The sequence below is a fragment of the Klenkia terrae genome, from assembly GCF_900491935.1.
Taxonomy (GTDB): Bacteria; Actinomycetota; Actinomycetes; order Mycobacteriales; family Geodermatophilaceae; genus Klenkia; species Klenkia terrae.
This window is the reverse complement of sequence record NZ_UEXK01000004.1, coordinates 266,624-283,048: the sequence shown is the minus strand read 5'-3', so window position 1 is coordinate 283,048 and position 16,425 is coordinate 266,624. Positions and strand designations below refer to the sequence as shown.

The 16,425-nt window shown below is 75.9% G+C and carries 18 protein-coding genes; 9 read left to right on the top strand and 9 right to left on the bottom strand.

Translation table 11 applies throughout. The annotated features are described in order from the left end of the window. The first annotated feature begins 15 nt into the window (after positions 1–15). Entirely contained in the window at positions 16–906 is an 891-nt protein-coding gene (gene metF / locus LFA75_RS01580; protein WP_225232024.1) for a methylenetetrahydrofolate reductase [NAD(P)H], read from the top strand. Here metF and LFA75_RS01575 read toward each other — a convergent pair. After that, entirely contained in the window at positions 873–1,508 is a 636-nt protein-coding gene (locus LFA75_RS01575; RefSeq protein ID WP_225232023.1) for a hypothetical protein, read from the bottom strand. The genes metF and LFA75_RS01575 overlap by 34 nt on opposite strands. A gap of 52 nt (positions 1,509–1,560) precedes the next feature. Here LFA75_RS01575 and LFA75_RS01570 point away from each other — a divergent pair, with 52 nt between their 5' ends. From LFA75_RS01570 to LFA75_RS01550, 5 genes are all read left to right on the top strand, one after another. Continuing rightward, positions 1,561–2,043, top strand: a complete 483-nt coding sequence (locus tag LFA75_RS01570; protein ID WP_225232022.1) for a heme-degrading domain-containing protein — start codon at positions 1,561–1,563, stop codon at positions 2,041–2,043. A 68-nt stretch (positions 2,044–2,111) separates the two neighbouring features. Further along, positions 2,112–3,209, top strand: a complete 1,098-nt coding sequence (locus LFA75_RS01565; RefSeq protein WP_225232021.1) for a transcriptional regulator — start codon at positions 2,112–2,114, stop codon at positions 3,207–3,209. Beyond that, positions 3,206–4,123 (top strand): ABC transporter ATP-binding protein, encoded by a 918-nt coding sequence (locus LFA75_RS01560; protein WP_225232020.1) that lies wholly within the window; start codon positions 3,206–3,208, stop codon positions 4,121–4,123. Before LFA75_RS01565 ends, LFA75_RS01560 begins: the two co-directional genes overlap by 4 nt. Further along, positions 4,120–4,932, top strand: coding sequence for an ABC transporter permease (locus LFA75_RS01555; protein WP_225232019.1), 813 nt, complete (start codon positions 4,120–4,122; stop codon positions 4,930–4,932). Before LFA75_RS01560 ends, LFA75_RS01555 begins: the two co-directional genes overlap by 4 nt. 92 nt (positions 4,933–5,024) lie before the next feature. Further along, entirely contained in the window at positions 5,025–5,807 is a 783-nt protein-coding gene (locus LFA75_RS01550; protein ID WP_225232018.1) for a hypothetical protein, read from the top strand. Positions 5,808–5,821: 14 nt separating this feature from the next. Here the strand turns inward: LFA75_RS01550 and LFA75_RS01545 are convergent, their stop codons facing one another. Next, on the bottom strand, positions 5,822–6,628 hold the full coding sequence (locus tag LFA75_RS01545) for a lipase family alpha/beta hydrolase (protein ID WP_225232017.1): 807 nt from the start codon (positions 6,626–6,628) through the stop codon (positions 5,822–5,824). Between the two features lie 29 nt (positions 6,629–6,657). Between LFA75_RS01545 and LFA75_RS01540 the strand changes: the two genes are divergently transcribed. Both LFA75_RS01540 and LFA75_RS01535 read left to right on the top strand, forming a co-directional pair. Further along, on the top strand, positions 6,658–7,320 hold the full coding sequence (locus LFA75_RS01540) for a CDP-alcohol phosphatidyltransferase family protein (protein ID WP_225232016.1): 663 nt from the start codon (positions 6,658–6,660) through the stop codon (positions 7,318–7,320). 97 nt (positions 7,321–7,417) lie between these two features. After that, positions 7,418–8,398, top strand: coding sequence for a carbohydrate kinase family protein (locus tag LFA75_RS01535; RefSeq protein WP_225232015.1), 981 nt, complete (start codon positions 7,418–7,420; stop codon positions 8,396–8,398). Here LFA75_RS01535 and LFA75_RS01530 read toward each other — a convergent pair. The 6 genes from LFA75_RS01530 to LFA75_RS01505 all read right to left on the bottom strand — a co-directional run bounded on the left by LFA75_RS01530 (position 8,377) and on the right by LFA75_RS01505 (position 13,627). Further along, the gene (locus tag LFA75_RS01530; protein WP_225232014.1) at positions 8,377–9,024 is read right to left on the bottom strand and encodes a flavin reductase family protein; all 648 of its coding nucleotides are present in this window, start codon (positions 9,022–9,024) and stop codon (positions 8,377–8,379) included. The two genes, LFA75_RS01535 and LFA75_RS01530, sit on opposite strands and share 22 nt — an antisense overlap. Beyond that, on the bottom strand, positions 9,021–10,136 hold the full coding sequence (locus LFA75_RS01525) for a glycosyltransferase (protein WP_225232013.1): 1,116 nt from the start codon (positions 10,134–10,136) through the stop codon (positions 9,021–9,023). Before LFA75_RS01525 ends, LFA75_RS01530 begins: the two co-directional genes overlap by 4 nt. Continuing rightward, the gene (locus LFA75_RS01520) at positions 10,133–10,903 is read right to left on the bottom strand and encodes a carotenoid biosynthesis protein (protein WP_225232012.1); all 771 of its coding nucleotides are present in this window, start codon (positions 10,901–10,903) and stop codon (positions 10,133–10,135) included. The genes LFA75_RS01525 and LFA75_RS01520 overlap by 4 nt, the downstream gene beginning before the upstream one ends. A 7-nt stretch (positions 10,904–10,910) precedes the next feature. Then, entirely contained in the window at positions 10,911–12,512 is a 1,602-nt protein-coding gene (locus LFA75_RS01515) for a phytoene desaturase family protein (protein ID WP_225232011.1), read from the bottom strand. Further along, positions 12,509–13,075, bottom strand: coding sequence for a GNAT family N-acetyltransferase (locus LFA75_RS01510; protein ID WP_225232010.1), 567 nt, complete (start codon positions 13,073–13,075; stop codon positions 12,509–12,511). The genes LFA75_RS01515 and LFA75_RS01510 overlap by 4 nt, the downstream gene beginning before the upstream one ends. Positions 13,076–13,144: 69 nt before the next feature. Beyond that, positions 13,145–13,627 (bottom strand): YbaK/EbsC family protein, encoded by a 483-nt coding sequence (locus LFA75_RS01505; RefSeq protein ID WP_225232009.1) that lies wholly within the window; start codon positions 13,625–13,627, stop codon positions 13,145–13,147. 86 nt (positions 13,628–13,713) lie between these two features. Here LFA75_RS01505 and LFA75_RS01500 point away from each other — a divergent pair, with 86 nt between their 5' ends. After that, positions 13,714–14,913 (top strand): Fic family protein, encoded by a 1,200-nt coding sequence (locus LFA75_RS01500; protein ID WP_225232008.1) that lies wholly within the window; start codon positions 13,714–13,716, stop codon positions 14,911–14,913. A gap of 15 nt (positions 14,914–14,928) precedes the next feature. Here the strand turns inward: LFA75_RS01500 and LFA75_RS01495 are convergent, their stop codons facing one another. Continuing rightward, positions 14,929–16,392, bottom strand: coding sequence for a peptide MFS transporter (locus LFA75_RS01495; protein ID WP_225232007.1), 1,464 nt, complete (start codon positions 16,390–16,392; stop codon positions 14,929–14,931). Positions 16,393–16,425: the final 33 nt, after the last annotated feature.

Sequence of the window (16,425 nt, the reverse complement as noted above, 5' to 3'; positions counted from 1 at the left end):
GTACCCTGTCCAGGTGTGACCGGCACCGTGCGCGACCTGATCGACGAGGGCCGACCGACCTGGTCGTTCGAGTTCTTCCCGCCCAAGGACGAGGCCGGCGCGGCCCAGCTGTGGACGACGCTGCGCGAGCTCGAGCGGCTGGCGCCCTCGTTCGTGTCCGTGACCTACGGGGCCGGCGGCTCGACCCGCGAGGGCACCCTCGCGGTGACCGAGCAGATCGCCACCGACACCACGATGCTGCCGCTGGCGCACCTGACCGCGGTGGACCACTCGGTCGCCGAGCTGCGCAACGTGGTGAGCCGGTTGGCCGCGGCCGGGGTGCGCAACGTCATGGCGCTGCGCGGCGACCCGCCGGGCGCCGACCCGCAGGCGGACTGGGTGGCCCACCCCGACGGGCTGCAGTACGCCGCGGAGCTCGTCGAGCTGGTCAAGTCCATGGGCGACTTCGGCGTCGGGGTCGCGGCCTTCCCCGAGTCGCACCCGCGCTCGCCGGACCCGGACACCGACGTGGACATGTTCGTGGCCAAGTGCCGGGCCGGCGCGGACTTCGCGATCACCCAGATGTTCTTCCGGGTCGACGACTACCTCCGGCTGCGTGACCGGGTGGCCGCCCGCGGCTGCGACGTCCCCGTGCTGGCCGGGGTGATGCCGGTGACCAGCGCCAAGCAGATCGCCCGCATCGTGCAGCTGTCGGGCCAGGCGTTCCCGGGGGAGCTGGCCGAGCGGTTCGACGCGGTGGCCGACCAGCCGGCCGCGGTGCAGCGGGCCCTGGGCGTGGACGTGGCCACCGACATGTGCGCGCAGCTGCTGGCCGAGGGCGTGCCCGGCATCCACTTCATCACCATGAACCGCTCCACGGCGACCCGTGAGGTCTACTCCCGCCTGGTCCCGGTCAACGCCGTATAGGCCTGCTGGGCCGCGCGGCGGAGGCCGACGCGCTCGGCCCGGTAGCCGCCGACCACGCCGACGACCGGCAGGTTGGACAGTGCGCGGGCGCCGAGCCCGCCCTTGGGCCGGGCGTCCAGGGCGTCGTCGATCCGGGCCAGCAGCCGGGCCACCCGCCACAGCGTGCGGGTGATCCCGGCGGCACCTTGCCTCCGCTCCACGGCACCGAGCACGTCATCGGCGTAGGCGCCGCGCCGGCGCACCAGCAGCGGCTCCACCTGCTCGGCGGTGAGCGGCCGGTCCAGCAGCACCCGGGCCAGCAGCGCGACCCGCGCCGCCGGGTCGGTGGTCCCGTGCTCGGCGGCCACCCCCAGCACGACGAGGGACTGGACGGCGGCACCCACCGTGTTCTGCAGCGGCAGCAGGTCGGCCAGCTTGCCGGCGAACCGGGGCGCGGCCGAGGCCACGGCGACCACCCGGGAGACGTTCTCGGCCCACCACTCCGCGCGCTGCGCCTCGGGCAGCGCCGGCGGCCGGTCCAGCCGGGCCACCACCGGGGCCCACAGGCGGTCGACCCGGCGGAGGACGTCGACGACGACGGCGTCGGTGATGGGGGGCGCCACGGCCACCGACGCTAGCGGCCACCGGACCGGCCCGCTCTGCGACGATCGCCCGGTGACCGACGCACCCGAGGACATCGCCGACCTGATCGCCGCCGTGCAGGACCAGGAGCGCCGGCTCGTGCTCGAGCACTTCACCCACGACGACGCCTGGGCGCTGGGATCGCTGGTGGTCGGCCTGGCCCGGGACCGCGGGTTGTCGGTCACCGTCGACATCACCCGGGGCCAGCAGCAGCTGTTCCACTCCGCGCTGGCCGGCACGGCCGCGCACAACGACGTCTGGATCGCCCGCAAGGTGGCCACCGTCCGCGAGCTCGGCACCAGCTCGTTCCTGGCCGGGCTGCAGGCCCGGGCGCGGGGCGAGGCGTTCGAGGACGCGCCCTGGATCGACGCCACCCGGATGGCCGGGCACGGCGGGGCCTTCCCGATCACCGTGGCCGGCGCGGGGGTGGTCGGCACCCTGACCGTCTCCGGGTTGCCGCAGGCCGAGGACCACGCGCTGGCCGTCGAGGCGCTGGAGCTGTTCCTGGCGCGGTGACCTGTGGGGACGATGTGCGAACTGCTTGAAAGCGGCAGCACCCCGTCGTCCCGTCGTACGGTGGGGCCATGGTCCGACGGGGATGGCGCTGGGCCGTGGTGGCCCTCGGGCTGGCCGTCCTGGTCGCCCTGCCCGCCGTCTTCGAGGCGCTGCCGGCCGACGACGCGTCGGTCGCAGCGACCGACCTGCGCGACCGGGTGCTGGCCAGCGACGACGTCGCCTTCTCCGGCTACGCCGTCTCCACCGGCGGGCTCACCCTCCCGGTGTCCGACGCGCTCACCGGGGTGGCCGACCTGCTGTCGGACCAGACCTCGCTGCGCGCCTGGTACCGCGGCGCCGAGGACTGGCGGGTGGACGTCGTCACCACCACCGGCGAGACCGGCACGCACCGCGACGCCGCCGGCACCTGGACCTGGGACTACGCCGACCAGCGGGCCAGCCGCGGCGACGCCCCGCCGCTGGCGCTGCCGGCCGCACCCGACCTGCTGCCCAGCGCGCTGGGCCGACGGCTGCTCAGCGAGGCCACCGACGCCGAGCTGACCCGGATCGACCCGGCCCGGGTGGCCGGCGTGGACGCGGTCGGGCTGCGCTACACCCCGGCGGCCGAGGCGGCCTCGGTCTCCGCGGTGGACATCTGGGCCGACCCGACCACCGGGCTGCCGTTGAGGGTCGTGGTACGCAGCGCGGACACCTCGATCCCGGCGCTGGACACCCGCTTCCTCGACCTCGACCTGGCCACGCCGGACGCCGCCACCACCGCGTTCGACCCGCCGCCGGACGCCGACGTCACCACCGACCGCGACCTGACCGACGTCGACCTGGGCCGGCAGGAGCGGGCCGACCTGCCCGCGACCCTGGCCGGCCTGGACCGGCGCACCGTCGAGGGCGTCCCCGACCAGATCGGCGCCTACGGCTCGGGCATCACCGTGCTGGCCGTCAGCGCCCTGCCCGGCCGGGCGGCCGGCTCGCTGCGCAGCCAGCTCGCGGCCACCCCCGGCGCCGTCGTCGACGACCTCGGGGTGCGCATCGCGGCCGGCCCGCTGTCGCTGATGGTCGCCGGCACCAGCACCCGGGACGGCGGCAGCGGCACCTACCTGCTCGCCGGCACCGTCACCCTCGACGCGCTGGCCACCGCCGCGCAGCAGATCCAGGAGACCGACCGATGAGCGGCACCGTCATCGCCACCCACGGGTTGCGCAAGGCCTACGGCGCCGTGCGGGCGGTGGACGGCATCGACCTGGACGTGCGGGCCGGGGACATCTACGGCTTCCTCGGCGCCAACGGGTCGGGCAAGACCACCACGGTGCGGATGCTGCTCGGGCTCGTGCTGCCCACCGCCGGCACCGTGGAGGTGCTCGGCCGGCCGATCCCGAAGGCGGCCCGGGAGGTGCTGCCGGGGGTGGGCGCCCTGATCGAGGGCCCGGCCGCCTACGGGCCCCTGTCCGGCACCGCCAACCTCTCGCTGCTGGACGCCGCCGGCCCGGGTGGGTCCCGCCGCACCCGGAAGGCCCGGATCGCCGAGGTGCTCGAGCAGGTCGGGCTCGGCGGGGGGGGCAAGCGCGCCGTCCGGGGCTACTCGCTGGGCATGCGGCAGCGGCTGGGGCTGGCCGGGGCGCTGCTGCGCCGTCCGGACCTGCTCGTCCTGGACGAGCCGACCAACGGGCTGGACCCGCAGGGCATCCACGAGATCCGCCTGCTGCTGCTTGACCTGCACCGCACCGGGACGACGATCTTCGTCTCCAGCCACCTGCTGGCCGAGATCGAGCAGCTGGCCACCCGGGTCGGCGTGCTCGACCGCGGCCGGATGGTGCTGCAGGACGACCTGGCCACGCTGACCGCACCCACCGGCGCCACCGTCGTCACGACCACGGACCCGGCGCAGGCCGCCCGGGTGCTGGGCGACCGGGTGCTCACCTCGGACGGGGAGCGGCTGGTGGTGCGGGGCAGCGACCCCGCCGAGGTCAACACCGCGCTGGTCGGGGCCGGGGTCCCGGTGACCGGGCTGGTGCTGCAGCGACCGACGTTGGAGGAGGTCGTGCTCGCCGCGGCGACCGGCTCCGGGGACCGGGTGGCCGCGTGATCGCCGTCGAGCTCCGCAAGCTGTTCCGCCGGCCCCGCACCTGGATCACCATCGCGCTGCTCAACAGCCTGCCGGTGCTGGTCGCGGTGCTGCTCAAGGTCACCGACCTGGCGCCGCGCCCGGGGGAGGGCCCGGCGTTCCTGTCCGCCGTCCTCACCAACGGGACGCTGTTCCCGCTGGCCGCGCTGGCGATCGTGCTGCCGCTGTTCCTGCCGATCGCCGTCGCGGTCGTCGCCGGGGACTCCGTCGCCGGCGAGGCGCAGGGCGGGACGCTGCGCTACCTGCTCGCCCGCCCGGCCGGGCGCACCCGGCTGCTGGTGGCCAAGCTGGTCGCGATCGTGGTGTTCGTGCTGGTCACGGTGGTGATCGTGGCGGCCGTCGGCTACGTGGTGGGCACGGCGCTGTTCGAGGTTCAGTCCCTCGGCGCGACCACCGCGGTCTCGGGCACCTCGCTGACCCCCGAGCAGGTGGCCGGCCGGACGCTGCTGTCGATCGGCTACGTGACCATCTCCATGCTGGGCGTCGCGGCGTTCGCGATGTTCTTCTCCACGCTCACCGACTCCCCGCAGCTGGCCACCCTCGGTGCGCTGGCGGTGCTGATCGGCTCCTCGCTGCTGTTCACCCTGGACGCCGCCTCGGACATCGCGCCCTACCTGCCCACCCGGTACTGGCTGAGCTTCGTGGACTTCTTCCGCGACCCGATCCAGTGGCGCAACGTGGCCCGCGGGCTGGGGCTTCAGGCGGTCTACGTGGTCGTGCTGCTGGGTGCGGCGTGGGCGAACTTCACGACGAAGGACATCACCTCCTAAGGGAAGGACCACGTCCTCCTCACGACGAGCACGCTCGCCGCGAGCCTCGGGACGAGGCCGGACCGCCACCGGAAGACCCCTATCCTCTGGCCGTGCGGATCAGCCCGGTCGAACTGGACGAGGTCGTGGCGGGTCGGATCGACCTGGCGTTCCGGCGGTGGGAGCGGCCGCGGCTGCTGGTGGGCACCCGCATGCGCACCCGGGTGGGGTTGGTCGAGGTCACCTCGGTCGACCAGGTGGACCCCGACGGGCTGACCGAGGACGACGCCCGCCGCGCCGGGGCGACCGACCTCGCCGCCCTGCAGCGCGGGCTGGCCGCGAACCCGGACCGGCCGGTGTTCCGGGTCGGCGTCCGCTTCGCCGGCGAGGACCCGCGGGCCGTGCTGCGCCGCACCCCGCCCAGCGCCGAGGAGGTCGCGGACCTGCAGGCGCGGCTGGACCGGCTGGACCGCGCCTCGTCGAACGGCCCCTGGACGGCGGCCACGCTGACGATCGTGGACGCGCACCCGGAGCGCCGGGCACCCGAGCTGGCCGACGAGCTGGGCCGGCCGACCGCGGAGTTCAAGCGGGACGTCCGCAAGCTCAAGGAGCTCGGCCTCACCGAGTCCCTGGACATCGGCTACCGGCTGTCGACCCGCGGCGCCGCGGTGGTCGACGCCGCGCTGCGGGCCGCCGGGTCACCCGTGCCGGAGCGGGCCGCGCCGCCGGCGGGCACGCCGCTGCCCAGCGTGGGCGCACCGGCCACCCGGGCGCTGCGGGCGGCGGGGCTCACGACGCTGGAGGCGGTCGCCGCCGTCCCGGAGGCCGACCTGCTGGCCCTGCACGGGGTCGGCCCGATCGCCGTCGCCCGGATCCGCGCCGCGCTGGGGCGCTGAGGTCCGGGCGGGCGTCAGGAGGACAGGCGGGCGCAGTCGGCCGGCCCCAGGTCGACCGGCTGCCCCGCCGCCAGCTCGGCGACGACGATGCCCTGCACCAGCGGGTCGCTGGGCAGCTGGCCGTGCCCGACCCGGCTGTCGGCGCACACCGACTGCACGGTGAGGTCCAGCGCGCCGTCCAGCGAGGCGGAGTCCGGCGGGGTGACGGTGGCGTCGACGTCGGTCCACACGGAGACCCAGGTGGGTCCGGCCGGGGTCTCGTCGCCGGCGTTGAGCTGCCGCAGCAGGTCGCTGCTCGTGGTCAGCTGCCGGCAGGCCTCCGGGCACTCGCCGGGGGCCAGGGTGGCGCCCAGGTCGGCCACCGTCGTCCCGTGGTGCGGGGAGCCCAGGGTGAGGATCCGCCGCGCCTGGTCGGCCCCGCCGTCGGCGGCCCACAGCCGGGCGACCACCCCGCCGGCGGAGTACCCGACGACGTCGACGCTGTCCGCGCCCGTGCGGGCCAGTGCGGCGTCCACCGCGTCGCCCAGGACGGCGGCGGACTCCCGCATGTCACCGGTGCCGTCCCCGGGCAGCGGCACCACCTCGGCGTCCCGGCCGACCGCGGTGAGCGCGTCGGCCAGCGTCTGCAGGCCCGTGGTCGACCCGCCGTAGCCCGGGACCAGCAGGACCGGGCCGGGCTCGGCCTGGCTGACCGGTGCCGGGGTGGTGGCGGTGAGCCGGGGGACCAGCACCGCGCCGACCACGGCCAGCACGCCGACGACGAGGGCGGCGAGCAGCCCGAGCACCAGACGGCGACGGGCGGGGGAGAGGCCGGCGAGCATTCCTCCACTGTCCCTGGTGGACTGGGCCCATGCCGCCGTTCCTGACCCGGGAGGAGTACTTCACAGCCTGGTCACAGTGGCACGGGGGGACCGACCCGCGGACCTCCGCCGTGGTGCGCGGCTGGTTGACCATCGCGCACACCCTGGCCCGCCCGCTGGCCCGGGTGTCCCCGCTGGCGGTGACCGCGCTGGGCCTGGTGGTCGCCGCCGCCGCGGTGGGACCGGCCGCCGCGGGTGGCGTGTGGCTGGTCGCGGCCGGCGTCCTGGTCGGGCTGTCGGGGCTGCTGGACTCCCTGGACGGCGCCCTGGCCATCGCCGGCGGGCGGGCGTCCCGGCGGGGGTTCGTGCTGGACTCCGCCGTCGACCGGCTCACCGAGGTGGCCTACGCGGTCGCGCTGTGGGCAGCCGGCGCACCGGCCTGGCTGGCCGTCGCCTTCGGCGCGCTGTGCTGGTTCCCCGACTACCTGCGGGCCCGGGCCGGGCAGGCCGGGGTCGACGAGACCGGCGCCATCTCGGTGTGGGAGCGACCCACCCGGGTGGCGATGGTCGGCATGGTGCTGGGCGGGGCCGGGGTGGTGTCCGCGCTCGGCGCCGCCGACCTCGTGGTCACCGTCGGCGCGGCCGTCGGGACGCTGCTGGGCGTGGTGGGCACCGGCCAGCTCGGGCTCCAGCTGCGCCGCGCCCTGGGCTGAGCAGGCCGTTACGCTCGGGTGAACCACCGGCGACGTCCACCTCGAACGCCGGGTCCTGCCTGTCGAACCCCCCTGGAGCCCCACCGTGTCCGTCGTCGTGACCGGTTCGATCGCCACCGACCACCTCATGACCTTCCCGGGCAAGTTCGCCGAGCAGTTCGTCGAGGGGCAGATGGAGAACGTGTCGCTGTCCTTCCTGGTCGACGACCTGGTGCAGCACCGCGGCGGCGCCGGCGCCAACATGGCCTACGGCATGGGCCTGCTCGGGCTGGGTCCGGTGCTGGTCGGCGCCGTGGGCAGCGACTTCGACGAGTACGAGGCCTGGCTGCGTGGGCACGGCGTGGACACCGCCTCGATCCGCTGGTCGGAGGTCAAGCACACCGCCCGCTTCACCTGCACCACCGACGCGACCAACAACCAGATCGCCTCCTTCTACTCGGGCGCGATGGCCGAGGCCTCGGAGATCGAGCTGGCCCCGGTGGCCGCCCGGGTGGGTGCGCCCGACCTGGTGATCGTCGGCCCGAACGACCCGACCGCGATGGTGCGGCACACCCAGGAGTGCCGGGACCGCGGCTACCCGTTCCTGGCCGACCCCTCCCAGCAGCTCGCGTGGGCCGACGGCGAGATGATCCGCACCCTGGTCGACGGCGCCGACCTGCTGTTCACCAACGAGTACGAGGCCGCGCTGCTCAAGCAGAAGACCGGCTGGAGCCACGCCGACGTGCTGGGCCGGGTGGGCACCTGGGTGACCACCCGCGCCGCCAACGGCGTGCGCGTCGAGCAGCGCGACGGCGAGACGATCGAGGTCATCGCGGTCCCGGAGACCAAGCCGGTGGAGCCCACCGGCGGCGGCGACGCGCTGCGCGCCGGCTTCGTCGCCGCCCGCCAGTGGGGCCTGGGCGTGGAGCGGGCGACCCAGGTGGGGTCGGCCGTGGCCACCGCCGCCGTCGAGGTCATCGGCACCCAGGAGTACGACCTGCCCCGGGAGTCCTTCCTGGAGCGGTTCGCGCTGGCCTTCGGTGCCGACGCCGCCGACGAGGTGGCCCCGCACGTGCCTCAGTCCCCGCGCAGCGCCTGACCGATCGAGGGATCCTCGGCCCACCGGCTGAACGGGATCCGGGCGATCTCCTTGAGCTCGCCGATGGTCGACCACTCGTTGCCGCCCAGCCGGGCCAGCGGGCGCAGGCCCTCGATGCGCGGCCGGCCGTCGCGGACGACGTCGCTCCACGCGCTGACGGCCACCACCCGGCCGAAGACGATCGTGGAGTCACCCAGCGACAGGGTCGAGTGCAGCGTGCACTCCAGCGAGACCGGGCTCTGGGCGACCCGCTTGGTGCCCACCACGTCGCTGTCCTCGAGGACGACGCCGGTGTGCTCGGCCTCGTCGTGGCCGGGCGGGAAGTCGGTGCCGGTGGCGTTGACCTGCTCGAAGAGGTCCTCGGGCGTCACGCTGACCGTGAACTCCCCGGTGGCCTCGACGTTGTTCAGGCTGTCCTTGCGGCCGACGCTGGTGAACTGCACGATCGGCGGGTCCACGCAGGCCACGGTGTAGAAGGAGTGCGGGGCCAGGTTGTGCACGCCCTCGGCCGACCGGGTGCAGACCCAGGCGATGGGCCGGGGGACGACGACGGAGTTCAGCACCCGGTAGAAGGCCTTGGGGCCCAGCTCGGCGGGGTCGAAGCGGGTGCGCTCGTGTGCGGTCACCGACCCAGTGTGCGGCCCCGCCACCGCAGGGTGCCGCGGTGCCTCCCCAGCACCGACCGGACGACGAGCAGGTCGAGCACGGCCACCCCCAGCGGGTGCGCCAGGCTGTCGGGCCAGACCCGCCCGCCGGTGCGGCGCGCGGTCACCGCCCGCCCGGCCACCCCGGCCAGGTAGCCGACCAGCCCGGCCCGCGTGCCGGTCAGCGGGGGGACGACGTGCAGCGCGGTGAGTGCGGCCGCCGCGGCCAGGCTGCCCGCCGGGGAGCCGCCCAGCGCCGCCCACAGCGACTTCTCGTACCCGGCGGCCAGCGCCGGCCAGTCCTCGTACATCCGGGTCGCGGCCAGCGTCGACCCGTCGACCACGACGCCCCGCCCGCCGGCCCGCTTCACCGCCCGCAGCAGCGCGATGTCCTCCAGCACCTCGTCGCGGACGGCGCCGTGCCCACCGGCCCGCTCGTACGCGGCCCGGTCGACCACCAGGAACTGCCCGTTGGCCGCGGCCAGGCTCGGCCGCGGCGAGCGCTCCGCCGCGCGCAGCGGCAGCAGGGTGGCCCACAGCCACTGCTGCAGCGGCTGCACCAGCCGCTCGGCCGGGGTGACCGCGAGCTGCCGCGGCCAGGGGCTCACCAGGTCCAGGTCGTGCGCCCGGAGCAGGTGGACGGCGGCCGCGACCGCGTGCGGGGCCAGCCGGACGTCGGCGTCGACGAAGACCAGCACGTCGACGTCCGCGGCGCCGGCGGCACCCTGCGCGCACGCGTTCGGCTTCCCGAGCCACCCGTCCCGCGGCGGGTCGGCGGGCAGCACCGTGGCGCCGCGGTCCCGGGCGAGGTCGGCCGTGCTGTCGGTCGAGCCGTCGTCGACCACGACGACCTGCAGGTGGGCGACGCCGGTCTGCGCGGCGGGGGCGTCCAGGCACCCGCCGATCTGGTGCGCCTCGTCCCGGGCGGGCACCACCACCCGCACCCGGTCGTCGGTGGCCGGCGGGTCCGCGGCCGGCGTCCGCAGCAGCGCGCCGTTGACGGCTGCGTGCACCGCGAGCGCGACGTCGACCGCCACCAGCCCGCGCAGCACCTGCCGGCCCACCCCGCGGCGGCCCCGGGTCCGGGTGGTCATGCGACGGCGCGCGCCCGGCGGCGGGCGGCCGCACCGCGGTGGCGGAGCCCCAGGGCGACCAGCACCGGCAGCGCCAGGACGACGCCCCAGGCCGCCGAGCCGGGCAGGCCCAGCCAGCCGACGTGGGCCAGCGCGCCGCCCAGGGTCATCCAGGCCAGCGCCAGCAGGGGCGCGTGGTCGGGGAGGGTCGGGGTGCGCCGGGCGGCCAGCAGGTCCAGCGCGGTCATGAGGACGACGCCGGCCAGCAGCCAGCCGGCCAGGTTGGTCAGCGGCACGGTGTCGATGCCGGGCAGCCCGGGGCTCGGGTGCGCCCAGGTCCAGTACCCGGCCTGCACCAGCTGGGGGTCCAGGACGACGTCCCAGGCGGCGAACACGTAGGCGGCCACCGCGATCCGGCCGATCCTCGACCCGGGCACCAGCCGGTGGGCCAGCAGCCAGCTCGGCCAAGCCATCATCAGCCAGGCCAGCGGCACCAGGAACGGCACGCCGAGCAGCGTGGGGCCCAGGGCGTCGCTGTAGGTGTAGCTGCCGTAGGGGAACCCGGTGGCCAGCCCGACGGACTCGAAGACCACCGAGGCCAGCGCGACCGTGCCCAACACCGCCAGCCCCAGCCGCCGGGACAGCGAGGCGTGGACGACGGCCAGCGCAGCACCCAGCAGCACGATGGACCAGCTGACCGCGTCCCGGGCCGCGCCGGCGGTCAGCGGGTAGGCGATCGCGGTGGCCAGCAGCAGCCCGGTCAGCGCCCAGGGCAGGACCCGGGTCACGACCGGCTCACCGGCGCAGCAGGCGGCGCACCGCCCGGGCCCGGCGTCCGCGGTCGGCGAGGACCACCCGGGCCGCCGTCCGGCCGCTGTTGCCGCTGACCCCGCCGCCGGGGTGCGTCGAGGCGCCGGTCAGGTACAGGCCGGGCAGGCCGGGCACCCGGTGGCCGGAGAGCTCCGGGGTGGGCCGGAACGCGAACATCGATGCCAGCGACATCTCCACGTGCATGACGTTGCCGCGGGGGAGCCGGAGCTCCTGCTCGAGCAGCAGGGGGGTCTGGACGTACAGCCGCTGCACCGAGTCGGCGAAGCCGGGGGCGAACCGGTCGACCGACGCCACCAGCCGGGCGGCCTCTGCGTCGGCGATCGCCGTCCAGTCGGAGCCGTCGGCCAGCCGGTAGGGGTACCACTGGCCCCAGATCGTGACCACGTGCTGACCGGGCGGGGCGAGGGTGTCGTCGCTGGCCGAGAAGCTCATCGCCAGCGGGACCGGCTCACGGGGGAGGTCGCCGGCCTGCCAGTCGCCGTGCGCCCGGGCCAGCACGGCGCGGTCGGTGCACAGCAGTTGCAGTCCCTGCAACGACTCGGCCTGGGACACCCCGGGGTAGCTGGGCAGGGCGTCGGTCAGGCAGCGCACCACCAGGCCGAAGCCGTTGCCCAGCGGCGGGTCGGCGTCGCGCAGGGCCGGCGGCGCGTGCTCGCCGACGAAGGCCCGGGTCGCCCCGACGTGGCAGGCGGCGACCACGGTCGGCGCCTCGATGCGGCGTCCGGACGCGGTGACCACGCCGGCCACCTTCCCCTCGGACACCAGCAGCTCGGCCGCGCCGTCGCCGAGGGTGACCCGGCCGCCGTGCGCCTCGAGCTTGCGCCGCAGCGCCGCGGTCAGCCCGCCCGAGCCGCCGACCGGGTGACCGGGCGGGGTGGTGTGCAGCAGCGCTGCCCAGCCCACCATCGCCGCCGTCCCCGGTTCGGACATCGGCGGGCCGGACCGCGCGCCGAACCAGGCCAGGGCGGCCCTGAGTCGCTCGCTGCCGAACCACTTGTCCAGCAGCGCGTCGCCGGAGCCCAGGAAGTCGGTGGCGAGCTCGCCGCCGGGGGTGCGCGGGCGGCCCTTGGCCGGGGCGCCCAACGGCCACAGGTGCCGGACCAGCCGGGCCGGGCTCGGCCGGTCGCCGAAGGCCTGCACGACCTGCGCGCTGCGCGGGCCCCACACCTCGACGAACCGCCGGTAGGCCGCGGCGTCGGCCGGTCCGCAGGCGGCCTCGATCGAGGCGCAGGTGGCGTCGAGGTCCACGGAGAAGACCAGGGGTCGGCCGTCGGGCCCGTCGCTGCCGGGCTCGGGAGCCGGGGCGAAGCCCCACGGGTCGCAGTCGACGTAGCGCAGGCCGTGGGCGGCCAGGTCCAGCTCCTCGACGATGCCCGAGTGCCGGATGATCACGTGCGCGCTGGAGCCCCGGTCGACCCGGACCCCCGGCCAGCGCTCCACCGTGGAGACCGCTCCGCCGAGCACCTCGTCGGCCTCGACCACCTCGACCGAGAGCCCGGCGACGGCCAGGTGGCAGGCGGCGACCAGCCCGTTGTGGCCCGACCCGACGACGACGGCGTCGGTCACTCGGCGGCCGACCCGAGGGGCAGGCGGGCCCCGAGGATGGCGAAGGGTCGTGCGTCGCCGGGGAAGTGGGGGTTGCGCGCGAGGTCGACGAAGCCGTCGGCCCGGGACAGCCGGGAGGCCTTGGTGTCGGCGTCCGGGGTGGACCGCAGCGCGGCCGGGGGCGGCAGGGCGGCCCCCAGCGCGTGCAGCAGCTGCCGACCCAGGCCCTTGCTCTGGTGCTCGGGGTGCACGTGCAGCTCGCAGACCTCGAACCCGCCGGGGAGCCAGCGCTTGGCGGTCCGCCGGTCCAGGGCGTGCTTGACCTGGTCGTGCCACCACTGGCCCGGGGCGACGAGGTAGCCGTAGCCGAACCCGACGAGGGTCTCGCCGTCCGGGCCCTCGGCGAAGGCACCGACCGCGCGGAAGCCCTGGCGCTCGGTGTGCTGGACGGCGTAGCCGTACCGGCCGGCCACCACGGAGTCCCCGTAGCCCATGGCCAGGCCGTAGACGGCCAGCGCCTCGTGCAGGTGCTCACGCATCCAGGGGGTGGGCAGCTCGGTCACCCGGGTGGTCGGTGCGCTCATGCTGCGGGTGCTGCGGGGTCCACGGACGGCATGGCTCCGATCATCCCACCGGTCCACCGGCGCCGTCGGTCAGCCGGCGTCGACCTCGGCGGCGGTGCCGGCGGTGATCCGCAGCAGCTCGTCGTAGGTGGTGGGGAAGACGGTGTGCGGGTGGCCGGCCGCGGCCCACACCTGCTCGTGCCGGGCCAGGGTGATGTCGACCAGCGTGCCGATCGGCTCCGGGTGGCCGACCGGGGCGACCCCGCCGATCGCCTGCCCGGTGTGCTCCCGGACGAAGGCCGCGGTGGCCTTGGTCAGCTCGGGCACGCCGAGGAGGGCGGCCACCTTGGCGGTGTCCACCCGGTGCGCACCGCTGGTCAGCACCAGCACCGGGGAGCCGCCGACGTCGAACACCAGGCTGTTGGCGATCGCGCCGACGGGGACGCCGAGCTGGTCGGCGGCGGCCTGCGCTGTGGGCGCGGCGTCGGCGAGGTGCCGGACCTCGCCGGTCGCGCCGGCGTCGCGGAGGACCTGCTGCACGTGGGCCACCATCGGGTGCTCGGACGACGTCACGCCGCTGATCGTCGCACCCACCCGTCCTGAGGGCAGGCTCCGCTCTTGTTCGCACATAGTGGCACAAGTGAGGATAAGATCGCCGGGTGAGCGCAGCTGCCCCCGACTGGCCGGCGATCGGGACCCGCGAGGTGCCCTGGCGCCCCGGGCTGCCCGAGGACGTGGTGCCGCGGGCGGTCCGGCTGCGGCACACCGGGCCCTACCGCGCCGCCGTCGTCCCGGAGATCGCCGGGCGGACGCCGCAGGTGGGGGCCGCCGTGCTCCGGGCCGCCGAGGACGCGGCCGCCGAGATCGCCCGGTTCGACACCCGGATGGGGTCCGAGGTCGCACCGTTCGCCGCGGTCCTGCTGCGCACGGAGTCCGCGTCGTCCTCCCGCATCGAGCAGCTGACCAGCGGGGCCCGGGCGATCGCGGTCGCCGAGCTGGGGTCGCCGTCCACCCGCAACGCGGAGGCCGTCGTCGGCAACGTCGCGGCCATGCGGGCCGCGCTGGACCTGGCCGAGGCCCCGTCGCCGGCGGCCGTGCTGGCGATGCACGACGCGCTGCTGCGCGACACCGAGCCCGGCATCGCCGGCCGGTGGCGCAGCGAGCAGGTGTGGGTGGGCGGCACGTCCTACGGCCCGCACCAGGCCGAGTACGTCGCCCCGGTGGCGCAGGACGTGCCCGGCCTGGTCGCCGACGTCACCCGGTTCGCCGTCCGCACCGACATCGCGCCGGTGGTGCTGGCCGCGGTCGCGCACGCCCAGTTCGAGACCATCCACCCGTTCCCGGACGGCAACGGCCGCGCCGGCCGGGCGCTGGTGCACTGCCTGCTCCGCCACCACGGGGTCACCCGGGCGGTCACCGTGCCGGTCTCGGCCGGCCTGCTGGTCGACGTCGAGGGCTACTTCGACGCGCTGACCGCCTACCGGCGCGGCGAGCTGGAGACGGTGGTCGAGGCGTTCACCCGCGGCACCCTGACCGCGATCACCAACGCCACCCAGCTGGTCGAGGAGCTGCGCGGCGTCCGCGCCGGCTGGGACGACGTCGTGCGGGCCCGCTCGGACGCCGCCGCCTGGCGGATCGCCGACCTGCTGGTCCGCCAGCCCGTGGTCGACGCCGCGGCCGTCACCCGGGAGCTCGGGGTGCCGGCGCAGAACGTCGTCCGGGCGCTGGCGCCGCTGCTGGCCGCCGGGGTGGTCACCGAGTTCACCGGCCGGCGGCGCAACCGGATGTGGCAGGCCCGGGAGGTGCTGGACGCGCTGGACGGGTTCGCCGCCCGGGCCGGGCGGCGCGGTGGCCGCTGACTCCCCGGCCCGTGCTCAGCGCACCCCGGACATCAACCTCCGGATGACCGGCGTGGCCAGCGCCAGCACCACGCCCAGCACGACCGCGACACCGCCCAGCGTGCCGAAGTAGGGCACCTGGTCCGCCGGGTCGTACGCCCCGGCGAACACCCCGGCCAGCGAGGTGCCGATCGCGGTGGACAGGAACCACAGCGCCACCATCTGGGTCCGGTAGGCCGCCGGTGCCAGCTTCGTCGACAGCGACAGCCCGACGGGGGACAGCAGCAGCTCGGCCACGGTGAACACCAGCAGGACGCCGACCAGGCCCAGCAGCGGCGCGCCGCCCGGGCCGGCCCCGGCCATCGGCAGGAAGAGCAGGAACGCGACACCCATGATCGCCGTCCCGGCGGCGAACTTGACCGGGGTGGAGGGCTGCCGGGGGCCCAGCCGGGTCCACAGCGCCGCGAAGACCCCGGACAGCGCGATGATGAAGACCGGGTTGATCGACTGCACCCACGAGGCCGGCACCGTCCAGCCGAACAGGTCCCGGTCGAGCTGGGTGTCGGCGTAGAGGGCCACCACGGTGGACTGCTGCTGGTACAGCGACCAGAAGGCCACGCTGGCCACGAACATCGGGATGAAGGCGAGCACCCGCCGGCGCTCGGTCCGGTCGACCTGCGCGCTGCGCAGCAGCTGGGCGAAGTAGCCCACCGACACCACGACGCAGACCCACACCACGATCGTGGCCAGCCGGTCGGCGCGGACCACCCCGGCCACCGCCAGCCCGACGACCGCCAGCGCGGCCACGACGGCGCCGACGACCCAGCGGGTCCGCTCGGCGGGCGGCAGCGGGGACGGGACCTGGCGGCCGGTGCCGTCCAGCCCGCGCCGGCCCCAGGCGTACTGGGCCAGCCCCGCGGCCATGCCGACCGCGGCCAGCCCGAAGCCCAGGTGGAAGCCGACGGCGGACTGGGCCAGCCCGGTCAGCAGCGGCCCGGCCAGGGCGCCGAGGTTGATGCCCAGGTAGAACACGGAGAACCCGGCGTCGCGGCGGACGTCGTCGGCGGTGTAGAGCAGGCCGACCAGGGTGGTCGCGGTAGCCTTGACCCCGCCGCTGCCCAGCGCGATGAGCACCAGCCCGACGCCGACCCCGGCCAGGCCCGGGAGCAGGGCGAGCGCCACGTGGCCGGCCATGACGACGACGGCAGACCAGAAGAGCACCCGCTCCGGGCCCAGCACCCGGTCGGCGACCCAGCCGCCGACGATCTTGGACAGGTAGACCGTGCCGCCGTAGGCGCCGACGATGCTGGCCGCCGTCGAGGTGGTGATGCCCAGCCCGCCGTCGGCCACGGAGTAGGAGAGGTAGTACAGCAGGATAGCCTGCATGCCGTAGAAGCTGAACCGCTCCCACATCTCCACGCCGAACAGGTGCGCGAGGCCGCGCGGCTGGCCCAGGAAGGTCGCCTCGCCGGGCGAGGTCGTCGAGGTCGTGGTTGCCACGTGCAACGAGTCTCCTCCCGGATCGGCGGGTGT